This window comes from Gynuella sunshinyii YC6258 (assembly GCF_000940805.1).
Taxonomy (GTDB): Bacteria; Pseudomonadota; Gammaproteobacteria; order Pseudomonadales; family Natronospirillaceae; genus Gynuella; species Gynuella sunshinyii.
Map to the genome: position 1 here is coordinate 1971555 of NZ_CP007142.1, position 13816 is coordinate 1985370.

The 13816-nt window shown below is 50.6% G+C and carries 17 protein-coding genes; 12 read left to right on the forward strand and 5 right to left on the reverse strand.

Features of this window, described 5'->3' with window-relative positions:
• Positions 1 to 26: 26 nt before the first annotated feature.
• The 4 genes from YC6258_RS08740 to YC6258_RS08755 are packed head-to-tail and all read right to left on the reverse strand — an operon-like array spanning position 27 to position 3467.
• The gene (locus YC6258_RS08740) at positions 27 to 377 is read right to left on the reverse strand and encodes a Rieske (2Fe-2S) protein (protein WP_044616656.1); all 351 of its coding nucleotides are present in this window, start codon (positions 375 to 377) and stop codon (positions 27 to 29) included.
• A 17-nt stretch (positions 378 to 394) separates the two neighbouring features.
• Positions 395 to 1168, reverse strand: a complete 774-nt coding sequence (locus YC6258_RS08745; protein WP_044616657.1) for a heme ABC transporter ATP-binding protein — start codon at positions 1166 to 1168, stop codon at positions 395 to 397.
• Positions 1165 to 2193 carry a FecCD family ABC transporter permease gene (locus YC6258_RS08750; RefSeq protein WP_044616658.1) on the reverse strand — a complete coding sequence of 343 codons (1029 nt, stop codon included), beginning with the start codon at positions 2191 to 2193 and terminating at the stop codon, positions 1165 to 1167. The genes YC6258_RS08745 and YC6258_RS08750 overlap by 4 nt, the downstream gene beginning before the upstream one ends.
• On the reverse strand, positions 2190 to 3467 hold the full coding sequence (locus YC6258_RS08755) for a hypothetical protein (protein ID WP_044616659.1): 1278 nt from the start codon (positions 3465 to 3467) through the stop codon (positions 2190 to 2192). Before YC6258_RS08755 ends, YC6258_RS08750 begins: the two co-directional genes overlap by 4 nt.
• A gap of 241 nt (positions 3468 to 3708) precedes the next feature.
• Between YC6258_RS08755 and YC6258_RS30180 the strand changes: the two genes are divergently transcribed.
• The 4 genes from YC6258_RS30180 to YC6258_RS08770 all read left to right on the forward strand — a co-directional run bounded on the left by YC6258_RS30180 (position 3709) and on the right by YC6258_RS08770 (position 7528).
• Positions 3709 to 3885 carry a hypothetical protein gene (locus YC6258_RS30180; RefSeq protein ID WP_169748949.1) on the forward strand — a complete coding sequence of 59 codons (177 nt, stop codon included), beginning with the start codon at positions 3709 to 3711 and terminating at the stop codon, positions 3883 to 3885.
• Positions 3886 to 3979: 94 nt separating this feature from the next.
• Positions 3980 to 5197 carry a phosphoserine phosphatase SerB gene (serB, locus tag YC6258_RS08760; protein ID WP_044616660.1) on the forward strand — a complete coding sequence of 406 codons (1218 nt, stop codon included), beginning with the start codon at positions 3980 to 3982 and terminating at the stop codon, positions 5195 to 5197.
• Positions 5198 to 5219: 22 nt separating this feature from the next.
• The gene (locus YC6258_RS08765; RefSeq protein ID WP_044619891.1) at positions 5220 to 6179 is read left to right on the forward strand and encodes a YbgA family protein; all 960 of its coding nucleotides are present in this window, start codon (positions 5220 to 5222) and stop codon (positions 6177 to 6179) included.
• Positions 6179 to 7528 carry a cryptochrome/photolyase family protein gene (locus YC6258_RS08770; protein ID WP_044616661.1) on the forward strand — a complete coding sequence of 450 codons (1350 nt, stop codon included), beginning with the start codon at positions 6179 to 6181 and terminating at the stop codon, positions 7526 to 7528. The genes YC6258_RS08765 and YC6258_RS08770 overlap by 1 nt, the downstream gene beginning before the upstream one ends.
• Here YC6258_RS08770 and YC6258_RS08775 read toward each other — a convergent pair.
• Positions 7514 to 8407 carry a LysR family transcriptional regulator gene (locus YC6258_RS08775; RefSeq protein ID WP_052830173.1) on the reverse strand — a complete coding sequence of 298 codons (894 nt, stop codon included), beginning with the start codon at positions 8405 to 8407 and terminating at the stop codon, positions 7514 to 7516. The two genes, YC6258_RS08770 and YC6258_RS08775, sit on opposite strands and share 15 nt — an antisense overlap.
• 96 nt (positions 8408 to 8503) lie before the next feature.
• Between YC6258_RS08775 and YC6258_RS08780 the strand changes: the two genes are divergently transcribed.
• From YC6258_RS08780 to nifM, 8 genes are all read left to right on the forward strand, one after another.
• Complete coding sequence (locus YC6258_RS08780; RefSeq protein ID WP_044616662.1) at positions 8504 to 8962, forward strand: c-type cytochrome; 459 nt, start codon at positions 8504 to 8506, stop codon at positions 8960 to 8962.
• A gap of 149 nt (positions 8963 to 9111) precedes the next feature.
• Positions 9112 to 9489, forward strand: coding sequence for a DUF2237 family protein (locus tag YC6258_RS08785; RefSeq protein WP_044616663.1), 378 nt, complete (start codon positions 9112 to 9114; stop codon positions 9487 to 9489).
• A gap of 180 nt (positions 9490 to 9669) precedes the next feature.
• Complete coding sequence (gene nifV, locus YC6258_RS08790; RefSeq protein WP_082070623.1) at positions 9670 to 10878, forward strand: homocitrate synthase; 1209 nt, start codon at positions 9670 to 9672, stop codon at positions 10876 to 10878.
• A complete protein-coding gene (gene cysE / locus YC6258_RS08795) occupies positions 10875 to 11648 on the forward strand; it encodes a serine O-acetyltransferase (RefSeq protein ID WP_044616664.1) in 774 nt (257 codons plus the stop codon). Before nifV ends, cysE begins: the two co-directional genes overlap by 4 nt.
• Positions 11648 to 12181 (forward strand): hypothetical protein, encoded by a 534-nt coding sequence (locus YC6258_RS08800; protein WP_044616665.1) that lies wholly within the window; start codon positions 11648 to 11650, stop codon positions 12179 to 12181. Before cysE ends, YC6258_RS08800 begins: the two co-directional genes overlap by 1 nt.
• Complete coding sequence (gene nifW / locus YC6258_RS08805) at positions 12181 to 12501, forward strand: nitrogenase-stabilizing/protective protein NifW (protein WP_044616666.1); 321 nt, start codon at positions 12181 to 12183, stop codon at positions 12499 to 12501. The genes YC6258_RS08800 and nifW overlap by 1 nt, the downstream gene beginning before the upstream one ends.
• Positions 12502 to 12503: 2 nt before the next feature.
• A complete protein-coding gene (locus YC6258_RS08810) occupies positions 12504 to 12944 on the forward strand; it encodes a nitrogen fixation protein NifZ (RefSeq protein ID WP_044616667.1) in 441 nt (146 codons plus the stop codon).
• The gene (gene nifM / locus YC6258_RS08815; protein WP_044616668.1) at positions 12941 to 13798 is read left to right on the forward strand and encodes a nitrogen fixation protein NifM; all 858 of its coding nucleotides are present in this window, start codon (positions 12941 to 12943) and stop codon (positions 13796 to 13798) included. Before YC6258_RS08810 ends, nifM begins: the two co-directional genes overlap by 4 nt.
• The last annotated feature ends 18 nt before the right edge of the window (positions 13799 to 13816 follow it).

The window sequence follows — 13816 nt, forward strand, 5'->3', positions numbered from 1 at the left end:
GCAGCGAGCATGCCTCGCTGCACTTATCAGTTATCCAGCATTTCTTCCGGTACGTTGATAACGATTTGCCCGTGTGCATCAATTTCATGAGCGATTGCAGTCAGGTGTTCTCCCTGACACGGACCGGAAATACATAATCCGGTTTCGATTTCGAACAGAGCACCGTGTCCTGAACACTGAATAAAAGCCGCATCCATATCCAGAAACTGATCTTCCTGCCATTCGAGATTGATGTTCAGGTGTGGGCAATCGTTTTTATAGACGTACAGCAGCCCATCACGACGAACGGCAAATACCTGTAGATGCGGCAGTTCATAACCTTTCGATTGGTTTTCTTCAATGTCGTGTTCAGGACCCAGGGTAAATGTTTTGGTCATATGGGAAGTCCTCGGGGTTATACCGGAATAATGTTGGGGATCGAAAAAACCGGATGCGTTTGTATACACACATCCAGGCCGAAATATTGTTTGATATTGGTTTTGGTAAACACTTCAGCAGGGGTACCGCTGACGGCGACCTGCCCCTGATCCATTACCATTACCCGATCCCCATAACGGGCGGCAAGGTTGAGATCGTGGACGACAAAGATGATGGCCAGTTGCTGTGCTTTGAAAGCCTGTATGGCCTGAAAAACTGAGTGCTGGTGTATCAGGTCAAGGCCGTTGGTCGGTTCGTCGAGTACCAGCAGACGGAAGCCATCCAATGGTTCCCAGATCTGCGCCAGCACTCTTGCCAACTGGCTGCGCTGTAATTCGCCACCGGACATATGCGTAACCAGATCATAACGGAACTGATACACGTCTGTCAGGGTCATGGCAGCATCGATAATTTCCTGATCACGTTGTTGGCCGGTACTGTGTGGGTAACGTCCCATGGCGACCAGTTCTTCGCAGGTAAAGTTGAAATTGATCTGGGAATGTTGCGGAAGGAAGGCCATTTTCCGCGCCAGTGTTTGTCTTGGCCATAAATGCCTTGGACGCTGTTCCAGTCGAATGGCATTGGACTGAGGTAACAGTTCGCCAGTAATGGCTTTCAGTAATGTACTTTTGCCACTGCCATTGTTGCCGACCAGTGCAAGAGATTGTCCGGCCTCCAGTTGCAGCGATACCTGTTTGAGTATGTGTTTGCCCTGAACCTCATAGCTAATGTTTTCCACCTGCAGGCTCATACTGTCAGCCTCCGGTTTTTGATCAGCAGAAAAATAAAAAATGGTCCGCCGATGCAGGCCGTAATGATGCCGACCGGTATTTCAGCCGGTGCAATGATCACCCGTGCCAGACAATCCGCCAGTACCAGCAACGCAGCTCCGGTAAGAGCCGTCAGTGGAAACAGATGTTGATGTTGGGGGCCGAACATCATGCGGTTGATATGGGGGATCACCAGTCCGATGAAGCCAATGTTACCGGTAAAGCCAACAGCACTGGCAATGGCCAGAGACGATAAAACGATAATCACCCGGCGGGTTCTTTGAATATTAAACCCCATATGTCTGGCTTCTGAGTCACCCAGTAACATCACATTCAACGCCTTGGCAGACAGTATCAGTGCGGGTAATACCATGGCCAGGGTGAGTCCGGTGACGAGTACGCGTGGCCACGACGCGGCAGACAACGTACCTAATGCCCAGAAGGTCAATGACCGCAGCTGATGATCTGTTGCCAGATAGGCGCTTAAACTGATGCCGGCGCCGGCGATCAAATTGACCGCGATACCGGCCAGGATCAGATTGGCGGAACTGCCGGATTGCTGTCCTTGTATCAGTAAAACCATCAGCATGGCAATCAAAGCACCGGTACAGGCAATCAGCGGAATGACAAATGTTCCCAGCCATTGTCCAAGCGTAGTAATCAGGCTCGGAAACATGATTAGCATGATCATCGTCACCAGTGAGGCCCCGCTGGTCACTCCGAGAATGCTGGGTTCAGCCAGAGGGTTGCGAAACAGGCCCTGAATGGCGGTACCCGATATACCCAGCAACGCACCGATGATTGCAGCCAGACAGACTCTGGGCAGGCGCACCTGCAGGATAATCACGCGGATATCATCAGATACCGGATTGGAGGAAAACAATGTCTGTAAGACTTCACCCAGTGCAATGCCTGAGCTGCCGATAGTGAGCGCAAAGCCCATCAATACCATCAGCAATACCAATAACAGGACATGATGCCAAAGTTGGGCGCGGCGTGGTTTCATAGGGTTTCGGTGTTGTTCTGCTTCAGGTTTTCTGATTGGGTCCGGAGTAATTGATCATAATGATCACTGAGACTGTCGAGCTGCCAGACTTCCAGTCGTTCTCCATCGGGCATGGTCAGGTCACGATAAATGTGCGCATTCACCAGAGTACTGGTCCTGGAGTACTGAAAAATATTTTCGGCGATTAAGATCGCATTGGAGCGGTTATGCAAATGCATCAGTTGTAATTGGTTCACTGCCTGACCGCACACCTGAACGGCCGGTGGCAGGTCGCTGCTGTTATTGACCCAGAGCGTTCCAGTGGTCACTGAGATGGAGTACGGAGTCATCGAACTGCAGACATGGTGCAGTACTGTCGCGGCGCATAGGACATTAACAACCGCCTGATCCGGCTCATCTTCCAGACCGAATACCAGGCAGTTACGGTCCTGGGTGATTTCGCCGTTGTATAGACTGGCAACCTGATGCAGATAATGGTTTTGCTGCTCCAGCCAGTTGTGAACCTGGCGGCTGTCTGACTGATCGCTCAGTTCGGTGGGGGTCAGGTACAGTAAAAACAAGTTGCTTTGGTAACCAGCTCTGGGGACCACATTCACTTTGTCGAGACAATGATGAATCCGGGCTGAGCTGTAATGGTTATGAAAACAGCCGGCCAGCGACATGGCCGGACGCAGCTGTTGATCCAGGATATCGTTCCACTGACGCAGGTTGTGACTGTCGGTAGCGAAAAAATCATGCATGTGCTGATTAAAAACCCTCACTTGTTCACGTTCATCCATCGTCAGATAAATACAGAAAGCCAGCCACAGTGCAATTCCCAGGGCCCAGACGACCAATAGCCATAACCAGATGGTGTGATGATTGGTGGGCATTTCAATGGTCAGCAGAATATCGCCGATCACCGCGTTTTCAAAAATAACCGACTGGCGAAAATCGACGCCGTGACCTTCGTTTTGTTTCAGTTCCGTGAGCACATTGCCACTGGCATCCCGGAACGCTGCGTAATTAATTCCCGATTCAGCCAACAGGCTTTTCAGCATCAGATTCAGACTGATCACATTATTGGTTTGCAGAAATGGACTGGCATGTTCGGCGGTTTGCCGTAACAGCAGTTGAGCATTCTGTTGAAAAGCCTGTCGGGCGAGACTGTTGTGCCAACTGAGGCTGCCCCAAAACATGATGCCGGAGATAAAAAGAACGGAAAATAATCCGCTGAGAAAAAGCTTGGACCTGACAGTTTGTTCCACAAGTGTACGGCGATGAGATTGAAGCACTTATTTGATATCCATTGGGGTTTCAGGCAGGTACTTTCCGACAGCCACCATAACGGCACTGCCTTTTTTAAACTACCACGTTACAATAGCGGTTTATGTTAACGTCTTTTACCGGTCAAGACACCATGCAATGACCTGATCTGCTGAGACCCAGTGGGCGTTTCAGTGAGCTTTTGCGAGGTGTTTTATGCCAGATGATGACAGCCTTTTCACCACTCTTAACCTGCTTAGAGGATATGCGATGAGTGACACCTTGACTCAATTGGAAGAACAATTAAAAACCATTCAATCCGGACTGTTCAGAATGGGGCCAGAGCGCATCCGGGCGCTGTCGACTCATGAGACTGACGACTTGATCGTAAAACTTGAAAAAACCACCGTTGATGCGTTGAACAACGTGGCCAAGCTGAAAGGCTGATCATTTATCCGTAAAAGCTTCCGAGGGTGATATTGCCAAACCAGTATCACCGGAATCGGGAGCTTTTGTTTTATTCACCGAAGGAGTCGATCACTTGAACGAAGTCGTTCTGATGACCGTCACCGGTCCTGATCGTCAGGGAGTCACAACTGCTCTGACCACTATTCTTGCCCGTGCCGGTATTAACGTCCTGGATATCGGCCAGTCCGTCATTCATAACAATCTGTCCCTTGGGCTGCTGGTGCAACTTCCAACCGGCGAGCAGGCGTCACAGGCCATGCTGGATATCCTCTACAAAGGCCATGAACTTGGCATGACTGTGACCTTCAAGCCGGTGTCAGCAGAAAGCTACGATCACTGGGTGGCCGAGCAGGGAAAACAGCGACACATTGTTACCTTGCTGGCGCGCCGGATCAGTGCCGCGCACATTGCCAAAGTGACCGCTATCGTCGCCGAGCAGGGTTTGAACATCGATGACATTACCCGTCTGAGCGGCCGCTTACCGCTGGATTCCAAAGTAAGCGATACCGATAAGGCCAGTGTGCAGTTTTCCATTCGCGGTACCCCGATTAATACTGAACAAATGCGCCAGGCATTTCTGGTGGCGGCTAACGAACTGGATGTGGATATCGCCTTTCAAAAGGACGATGTTTATCGTCGCAACCGTCGGTTGGTAGCATTCGATATGGACTCCACCCTGATCGAAACCGAAGTGATCGACGAGCTGGCGCGGGAAGCTGGTGTGGGTGAACAGGTTGCCGAAATTACCGAACTGGCGATGCAGGGACAGCTGGACTTCAAAGAAAGTTTCGTGCGCCGGATGGCATTGCTTAAAGGGCTGGATGAGTCTGTCCTGGCGGGTATTGCCGAACGCCTGCCGATTACTGAAGGAGCTGAACGGCTTATTCAGAACCTTAAATCACTGGGCTATAAAACCGCCATCTTATCTGGTGGTTTCAATTATTTTGGCCGTTATTTGCAGAAAAAACTTGGAATAGACTATGTTTATGCCAATGAGCTTGAAATTGTCGATGGCAAAGTGACTGGCAACGTTGTTGGTACGATCGTCGATGGCCAACGCAAAGCTGAATTATTACGCGAACTGGTTGCGCGGGAAGGTATTCATTTAGAACAGGCCATTGCCGTAGGCGACGGTGCCAATGATCTGCCCATGTTAAACATTGCCGGGTTGGGGATTGCATTTAGAGCCAAAAATATTGTCAAGGAAAACGCCAAGCAATCGCTGTCGACGCTTGGTCTGGACGGCATACTGTATTTGCTCGGTTTCAGGGATCGCGACGTATTACATTAATCGGAGCGTAACTGTGGAAAACATGTTCGATGGAAAGGTCAGAGTGGGTATTAGCAGCTGTCTGCTGGGACAAGAGGTTCGCTTTAATGGCGGCCATAAACGCGACACCTTTGTGACCAATGAACTTAGCCGTTATTTTGACTATCAGCCATTCTGCCCGGAGGTGGAAGCCGGTCTCGGCATCCCTCGTCAAGTAATTCGGTTGATTCAGACTGACCGTGGCGATCGGGCCGTCAACAGTGGTGACTACAGCTTAGATCACACTGACGTGCTGACAGGGCTGGCTGATGAGCTCCTCCCCTCATTACAGGGTTTGTGCGGTTATATCTTCATGCAGAAGAGTCCAAGTTGCGGGGTTTTCCGGGTCAAAAGCTATCATCAGCAGAGTGGTATCCCCGATCCTAAAGGCCAAGGGGTATTCGCTGCCAGGGTGCAGCAACTTTTGCCCTGGTTACCGATTGAGGAAGCGGGCCGACTACATGACAGCCACTTGGGTGAAAATTTTCTGACCAGAGTATTCACTCTGTCGGACTGGCGAAAAAATGTTCAGGCTGTGCCATCCATTGCCAGGTTGATGGAGTTTCAGTCTCGTAACAAATACCTGCTGATGGCGCACAACCCGGAACTGGCCAAGCAGTTGGGCGCAGAACTGGCGGCGGTAAAACGGGATGAACTGGAAGCGTTTTTACCCCGTTACCGGCAATTGCTGATGCAGATTCTGGCCCGACCGGCCAGTCGTGGTCAGAAGATCAATGCACTGGAGCACGTCAAGGGGTATCTGAAGAACCACCTGAGCGCAAAGGAAAAGCGTTTGCTGCAACAGATCATCGAAGATTATCGGAATGACCAGATTCCGTTTGTCGTACCACTGACCATGATTCATCACCTGATCAATGTTCATCTGAGCGATCACACTTATCTTCAACAACAAAGCTTTCTGGAACCTGTGCCAAAAGAGCTTGGATTCACCAATCGTACCTGATGACTGAACAAACGTTACTTATCTGGCATCGAAATGATCTACGGGTGCAAAGTCATGCTGCACTGGCGTATGCCCGCGAACATGGCTTTCGGATCATTGGCTGTTTTTTGGATGTCGAATCGCAATGGCGCGCTCATGATCATGGCGACCGCAAACTAGAGCTGTATCGACGCGCCGCTGATGAATTGCAGCGGAGTTATCGTCAAGCGGGACTGGAGTTTCATCTCCAAGTCGCAGGCACCTATGAGCAGTCAATCGAACACCTGCACCGACTGATCGAACGTATCCAGCCTGCCGAACTTGCATTGCATGCTGAGTATGAATTGAACGAGTATCAGCGCGACTGTCAGGTGGCGGATATCTGTCGCCAGCGTGGAGTGCGTTTGAGGATCTTTCACGATCAGATCATGATCAATCCGGAAAAAATCCGTACCAAGGCTGATCAGCCATTTAAAGTCTATACCCCATTCATGAAATGTTGGCGCTCCCTGCTGGATCATCCGGGGCAGTTGGCTCCGTTGCCGGACTCTTTGCCTGAACCACTACCAGATTCGTTGGAGCGGCAGGCGCAGATGCGGTTGCAGCAGTTTGTGGCCGAGCGATTGGATGGCTATTCCCAGGGGCGTGATTTTTATGCCCGGTCGGCTACAGCGGAAGTATCATCGGCCCTGGCCATTGGCCTGCTGAGTACCCGGCAATGTCATGTCGTGGCCATGGCCGCTCGTCACGATTACAACACTGAAGCGGTAGAGAAATGGCGTAACGAGTTGATCTGGCGCGAGTTCTACAAATACATCAGCTATCACTTTCCCCACGTATGCCGCGGAAACAGTTTTCGACGCGAATATGATGCCTTGTCATGGAATGACAATTCAGATTGGCTGGATGCCTGGCAGAATGGACAAACGGGATATCCGGCGGTGGATGCCGCCCAGCGTTGTTTGCTGGTCAGCGGCTTTATGCCAAACCGGCTGCGTATGGTGACAGCCATGTTCCTGACCAAGGATCTCGGGCTCGACTGGCGGGCCGGAGAGCGATGGTTCATGCAGCAACTCGCAGATGGCGACTTTTCTGCCAACAACGGAGGCTGGCAGTGGAGTGCATCAACGGGGGTTGATGCGGCGCCCTATTTCCGGATTTTCAATCCAGTGGAACAATCTAAAAAGTTTGATCCCGATGGTGACTTCATTCGTCTCTGGGTGCCGGAGCTATCGGGTCTTTCCGGGCGGGACATTCACTGGCCGTCGGCACTCCAGCGGACACAATGTGGATATCCGCAGGCCATCGTTGAGCATAAACAGGCGCGACTGGAAACACTCGAACGGTTCAAACGTCTAAAAACATCTTGATCGTTGTCCTGCGAACAAATCTTCATCCTGTTGTAGCCCGGCATGGATATGTTCCATCAAACGGCTGATTGGTTTGGATAGCGCCAGATCCTTGTGGGAAACCACCCATAAGCCGGTGGTAAACGTATATTGCGAACCCGGAAGGCGCTGTAGAGAGTCGGAAGTATCCCCCAGAAAACAAGGTAGCAGGGTACAGCCTGCAAGTTGTTCTGCCGCCATCTGCAGTGCTTTAAATGAATTGGCGCGAAATGCTACCGACTTATTCTGAATCATCTGTTCGTATTGCTGACCGATATAGGTGGTACTGATTGGCCGGTCAAGTCCGAGCCATGGCAGGCTATCAGGGTCGTGTTCCGATAAGGCCTCATGCAGATAGACGTGGCAGGCCATATCTGCAACCCGATAGCCATGCAGATGTTCAGGCAGATCCAGTCCCGGACGGACGGCAATGTCGGAATCACGATTACCCAGATCCAACACCTGATTAGTGGCAGAAAACAGGACCTCAATCTCAGGAAAAGAATGTGTAAAACTATTAATGTGTTTCAGTAGCAGAGGATGACATAAAGAGTCCACGGCTGTGATTCTCACCTGTCCTGACATCTCGTTTTCAGCGCCTTTGATCTTACGCTCCAGGTCGTTGATCTTTTCCTCGACTGCGCAGGCTGCCTCAAGCAGTTGTAATCCTTCGGGTGTTGGCTTGTAACCTGTTGATTTTTTTATAAAAAATCTCAGTTTGTTGGCTTCCTCGAAGGAGTTGATGCGACGTAATACGGTGGTGTGATTAACCCCGAGTTCGCGTGCGGCTGCGGAAACCGAGCCATGTCTGGCCACTAGTAAGAGATATCTGAGGTCGTTCCAATCGATGTTGTGCTTCATTGCACACCTATTCTGCATTTTTCGCTAATTGACCTGAATTTTTGCACAGCTATATTTCGTTTTCACCCCACACTTAGAGAGATTAATGGAGAACATATGAAAACAATTTTAAAAGTAGTCCCGATTGCTGCTGCTTTGGCCCTTTCAGGTATGGCATCTGCGGCTGATTTTGAAAAGCAAGTAGAAGCCCGTCAGGCGTATATGGAAGTCCTGGGCTATAATATGGGCATCCTTGGTGCGATGGCACGGGGAAAAATGGATTATGATGCTGACTTGGCGTCAGCGGCGGCGAATAACCTGAAGTACGCAGCCATGATGAATAATGGCTCTATGTGGCCCGCAGGATCAGATATGGATGCGCTTGGAGACAAGACTGAAGCCAAAGCTGATTTGTGGAAAAACTTCTCTCAGGCTGCCGGTTATCTGGACGACCTGAAAAAAGGCAGTGAAACACTGGCCAGTGCTGCTGGAAACGGGTTGGACGAATTACGGAAAAACATCGGTGCAGTGGGTGATGCATGCGGTGGTTGCCATAAGAAGTTTAAAGAAGACTGATTAGTTTCTGCCCAGAGCGAGAAAAAGTGGCAAACCATAAGGCATGTGTAAACATGCCTTTTTTTTGTCCGAAAATATGATGCCGTATCAAAATGTGTGACTTGGAAAGGATGATTTGTATTAATCATCCTTTTTGCCAGGAGAGTGATATGCAACAGGAAGAATCTCTCAATGTATTTGATCAGCCATTGATTCCATGTGCCATGGATCCGCTGACCGGCTTTTTTCGAGATGGCTGCTGTAACACCTGTATAGAAGACTATGGTTCGCACACGGTTTGTGTGGTGGTTAATCGTGAGTTTCTGGAATTTTCGCGTTTTCGTGGCAATGACCTAAGCACTCCAAACCCCGAATTTGGTTTTCCTGGCTTAAGACCTGGAGATCACTGGTGTCTCTGTGCTGCACGCTGGAAAGAAGCTTTTGATATGGGCATGGCACCCAAGTTAGTGTTACAGGCCACCCATAAACGGGCTCTCGATGTAATACCAATGGATATTCTCAAACAATTTGCCAGTGATCTGAATTAAGCCTTGCACGTGCCACAGCATGTCAGCGCTGTTGTCGTATTCCCAACAATGCTGCTTTCAATGTTCAGTTTGTCGTGGTCGGATAACGACGCTGAATTGTTAACCTGCTGATTTTAAAGATAAAAAAAACTGGAACGGTGACTGCATCAGTACTCTCGGAAGAACTGCCGGGAGCGGGCCATGAATCAAACAATCGGTCATCAGGTCATCATTGACGACACGACCCTGCGTGATGGAGAGCAGAGTGCCGGGGTGGCGTTCAGTGCTGAAGAAAAAATTGCCATTGCACAGGGGTTGGTCGCCGCCGGTGTTCCAGAGCTGGAAATCGGTATTCCGGCCATGGGGCCTGAAGAACAGGAAGTCATGCGTGCGATTACCGGATTGAAACTGCCGGCCAGCATGTTGGCCTGGTGTCGTTTAAGCCGTTTTGATCTCGATGCCGCCGTGAATACCGGAGTAAACATGGTGGACCTGTCAGTACCGGTATCCACTCAACAGATTACCCGTAAGCTCGGTCGTGACCGGGACTATGTAATCAAACAGATTCAGACGATCGTGCCGCAGGCGCTGGATGCAGGTCTGGATGTTTGTCTGGGGTGCGAGGATGCCTCGCGGGCAGACCCGGATTTTCTGCACCAGGTGATTGAAATCGCGGCAACGGCCGGAGCCAGACGTATCCGTTATGCTGATACGGTCGGCATTTTAGAGCCTTTCCAGGTGACCAAAACATTCCAGGCTTTGCGCCGTCGTCATGATATCGAACTGGAGATGCATGCTCACAATGATTTTGGCCTGGCGACTGCCAACACTCTGGCAGCAGTCAAAGGCGGCGCAACCCATATCAATACCACTGTCAACGGACTGGGAGAACGTGCCGGCAATGCAGCTTTGGAAGAGTCTGTGCTGGCTCTGCGTCATCTTTATCAGATCGAAACCGGAGTCGACAGCCGTCACCTGACTCATCTTTCCCTGCTTGTGCAACGGGCCTCTGGTCGTCAGGTAGGCTGGCAGAAAAGTGTGGTGGGGGAAGGGGTCTTTACTCACGAAGCCGGCATTCATGTGGATGGACTGTTAAAAGATCCGCTCAACTATCAAGGGCTCGATCCCCATTTGTTGGGACGCTCACATCAACTGGTATTAGGCAAACATTCCGGTGGCAAAATGATCAGGAATGCCTATCGGGAACTGGGCATAGAACTGAGCGACTGGCAGGTGGCACCACTGTTACAGCAGGTGCGGCGTTTCTCGACTGACCATAAACGCTCTCCGTTAACGCTGGATCTGCAAGCGTTTTATCACGACCTGGTGGCAGCAACCCTGCTGAACCATGAAGAGATCCAGATGTCTGAACCATTGTATAACTCCGATTATCCGGGAGGTATCCAATGACCTCGCACAGCAATGTCCGCACCTCTCAAGCCACCTCTCTGTGGCAGCAGTGGCGGCGAGATTTGAAATCCGCACTGGAACGTGATCCTGCTGCCCGCAGTGCTCTGGAAGTACTGCTGATTTATCCTGGGGTCCACGCCATTCTGGTGCATCGGTTAAATCATCGGCTATGGCATGGGGGATTTCGTTTTGCGGCCCGGTTTTGCGCATTTTTAATGCGCATGATTACCAATGTGGATATTCATCCGGGAGCGCAGATTGGCGAGAGCTGTTTTATCGACCACGGTGCCGGTGTGGTGATTGGCGAAACCGCCGTATTGGGCAATAACGTGACGCTCTATCATGGTGTGACATTAGGTGGCACCAGCTGGAAAAAAGGCAAGCGTCATCCGACTTTGGGAGATGGAGTCATGGTGGGTGCTGGTGCCAAGATATTGGGGCCCATCGTTATCGGCAGGCAATGTCGGGTTGGAGCCAATTCTGTTGTGGTGTCGGATGTGCCGGATGCCTGCACAGTGGTGGGTATTCCCGGAAAGGTCGTTAAGGTTCGACCGGCAGGACAACAGAACCCATATGGTTTTGATCTTGATCATCATCTTATTCCCGATCCGGTGGGAAAAGTCATGGGTTGTTTGTTGGAACGTATCGAACGGCTGGAAACAGAAGTGGCACTGGCACGTAACCAATCTCCTGCACGAGCGGATGAAATTATCGCCAGTTGTCAGCCGGATAACGAAATTTGTGAACAAAAATGTATCGGGAGTCTCTGATGGACTTATTGGCATTTGATGGTGGACAACTCTATTTCGAAGAGCAGACCAGAGCGGACGTACTGGGGTTGATTGAACAGGCAGCCGAACAATACGGTTCGCCTCAGGCTGAGGATCTGTTGATGAAAGCCTTGTTTATGGCACCGGAAAACCTGACCGTGCTAGTGGCTCTGTATCGTTATTATTTTTACCAGCATCGATATGAAGACGCTCTGACGATTACCGCAAAAGTGTTGCGGGTCATCGCCGCCCGAATTGGTTTCCCGCCTAAGTGGCAGGATATCAATATGAACGATCTGGGCTGGGGCATCATGCAATCCTTTCAGTTGGTCAGGTTGTACCTCTACGCGCTGAAAGGTGCCGGTTATTTAAATTTACGCCAGGGACGGATCGACGAAGCGGCTGCCATGCTGACCAAAGTGGTGGAACTGGACAGCCGTGACCGTATTGGCGCGCAGGTATTGCTGACCGTTGCTGAACATCAGCGACTGCGCGAAAGAGGCGTTGAATGTTTGGTATTGGAGGGTTATTGATGAATGATCTTAGCTTGACAGAGGCGATGGAAGAACTGAGTTCTGCCGAGGATTTTCTGAGTTTTTTTGGAATCGGATTTGACCAGTCCATCGTCCACATCAACCGTCTGCATATCATGCAACGGTTTCATGATTATCTGGCCCAGGTTGAAGCCCAGCTGCCGGAGTCGGACGAAGCGCTCAGAGCTGTGTATCAGCGACTGTTGAGTCGTGCCTACGATGACTTTGTTCATTCCGATGCACAGACGGAAAAAGTGTTTAAAGTTTTTAAACAATCACAACCAGGTTTTGTATCGGTCGAACAATTGTTAGGTTCATAACCATGCGCCCGGAATTTGAATATGGTTCAGAAGTCAGGCTGATCAGAAATGTTCGTAATGACGGCACTTACCCCGGAAAGGAAGTCGGGGAATTGTTGATTCGACGAGGGGCTGTTGGGTGTGTGTATGACGTCGGCACTTACCTTCAGGATCAACTGATCTATCGGGTACATTTCCTCAGGGAAAACCGCACTATCGGTTGCCGCGGTGAGGAATTGATACCCGTGGATGTAGAGTGGTTGCCAAACCGTTTTGAGTTTCGCGATCCGGTACAGACTATCCGGCCGTTGTCGGTCAATGGTGAAATCATTGCCGAACAGGGAGAGCAGGGGGAGATCGTTAAGGTGGTCAGAGAAAGTCATACCGCGTTCCACTACCATGTGCGTTTTCGGGCCCGCACGTTTCAGTTGCCCGAATCTGTACTGGAGGAGGTTGAGCTATGAAACCTGCACCAGCGAATCAATCCAGTGAGTACAGTCTGGCCTATCATCGTTTGAGTGTGGTTCAACAGTTGTTTGAGTGCACCTATGATGAACTCGATCAACAACAGCGCGAGCGGGTCGAAACCGTAGTCGTGCGTAAGTACGAGCTGGAACATAAAGTACTGGCAAGTGATCAGGCCATGGGTCTGACCGTTCCGGAAACAGAAATTCAAAAGGCATTACAGGAAATCCAGCAGCGTTACGAGCAACCAGAGGATTTTTCCGCTGCGCTGGCACAACATGGACTGGACGACGACAGCTTTGTTGAAGCGTTGACCCGTGAATTGTGGGTTGATGCGGTACTGGACCGTGTCGGTGGAGAGGTGGCCGAGGTTGATGATACCGATGTTGAGCTTTACTACTACATGCATCCCCGGCAATTCAAAAAACCCGAAACCCGTATCGCCCGGCATATATTGATCACTATCAATGAGCAACTGGATGGCAGCAGACGCGAGCAGGCATTCGCAAAAATAACCGCCATTGCCCGGAGACTGCAAAAGAAAATCAACCGTTTTCAGGAACAGGCGGCCAAACATTCCGAGTGTCCCACCGCTTTGAACGGTGGGCTGCTGGGGGAGATAAAGCCTGGTTTACTGTATCCGCAACTGGACCAGACATTGTTTCAGCTGCCGGAGGGTCATTTAAGTCCGGTGGTGGAATCGGAACTGGGCTGGCATCTGTTATTGTGTGAACAAATCCATGCTGCCGGTGTCATATCGTTGTCTCAGGTGGCCGATACTTTGCGGACTCATCTGACCGAACAACGTCGTAAAATGCATCAAAAACAATGGTTGCTGTCACTACGCAACTGATCGTTTGGAGGGTAACCA

Coding starts and splice junctions, on each gene's coding strand:
- cysE (WP_044616664.1), top strand. CDS start 10,875: ATGACCTCGCACAGCAATGTCCGCACCTCTCAAGCCACCTCTCTGTGG.
- YC6258_RS08785 (WP_044616663.1), top strand. CDS start 9,112: ATGCAACAGGAAGAATCTCTCAATGTATTTGATCAGCCATTGATTCCA.
- nifM (WP_044616668.1), top strand. CDS start 12,941: ATGAAACCTGCACCAGCGAATCAATCCAGTGAGTACAGTCTGGCCTAT.
- YC6258_RS30180 (WP_169748949.1), top strand. CDS start 3,709: ATGAGTGACACCTTGACTCAATTGGAAGAACAATTAAAAACCATTCAA.
- YC6258_RS08780 (WP_044616662.1), top strand. CDS start 8,504: ATGAAAACAATTTTAAAAGTAGTCCCGATTGCTGCTGCTTTGGCCCTT.
- YC6258_RS08740 (WP_044616656.1), bottom strand. CDS start 377: ATGACCAAAACATTTACCCTGGGTCCTGAACACGACATTGAAGAAAAC.
- nifW (WP_044616666.1), top strand. CDS start 12,181: ATGAATGATCTTAGCTTGACAGAGGCGATGGAAGAACTGAGTTCTGCC.
- YC6258_RS08810 (WP_044616667.1), top strand. CDS start 12,504: ATGCGCCCGGAATTTGAATATGGTTCAGAAGTCAGGCTGATCAGAAAT.
- YC6258_RS08745 (WP_044616657.1), bottom strand. CDS start 1,168: ATGAGCCTGCAGGTGGAAAACATTAGCTATGAGGTTCAGGGCAAACAC.
- YC6258_RS08765 (WP_044619891.1), top strand. CDS start 5,220: ATGTTCGATGGAAAGGTCAGAGTGGGTATTAGCAGCTGTCTGCTGGGA.
- YC6258_RS08800 (WP_044616665.1), top strand. CDS start 11,648: ATGGACTTATTGGCATTTGATGGTGGACAACTCTATTTCGAAGAGCAG.
- nifV (WP_082070623.1), top strand. CDS start 9,670: ATGAATCAAACAATCGGTCATCAGGTCATCATTGACGACACGACCCTG.
- YC6258_RS08750 (WP_044616658.1), bottom strand. CDS start 2,193: ATGAAACCACGCCGCGCCCAACTTTGGCATCATGTCCTGTTATTGGTA.
- YC6258_RS08770 (WP_044616661.1), top strand. CDS start 6,179: ATGACTGAACAAACGTTACTTATCTGGCATCGAAATGATCTACGGGTG.
- YC6258_RS08775 (WP_052830173.1), bottom strand. CDS start 8,407: ATGAAGCACAACATCGATTGGAACGACCTCAGATATCTCTTACTAGTG.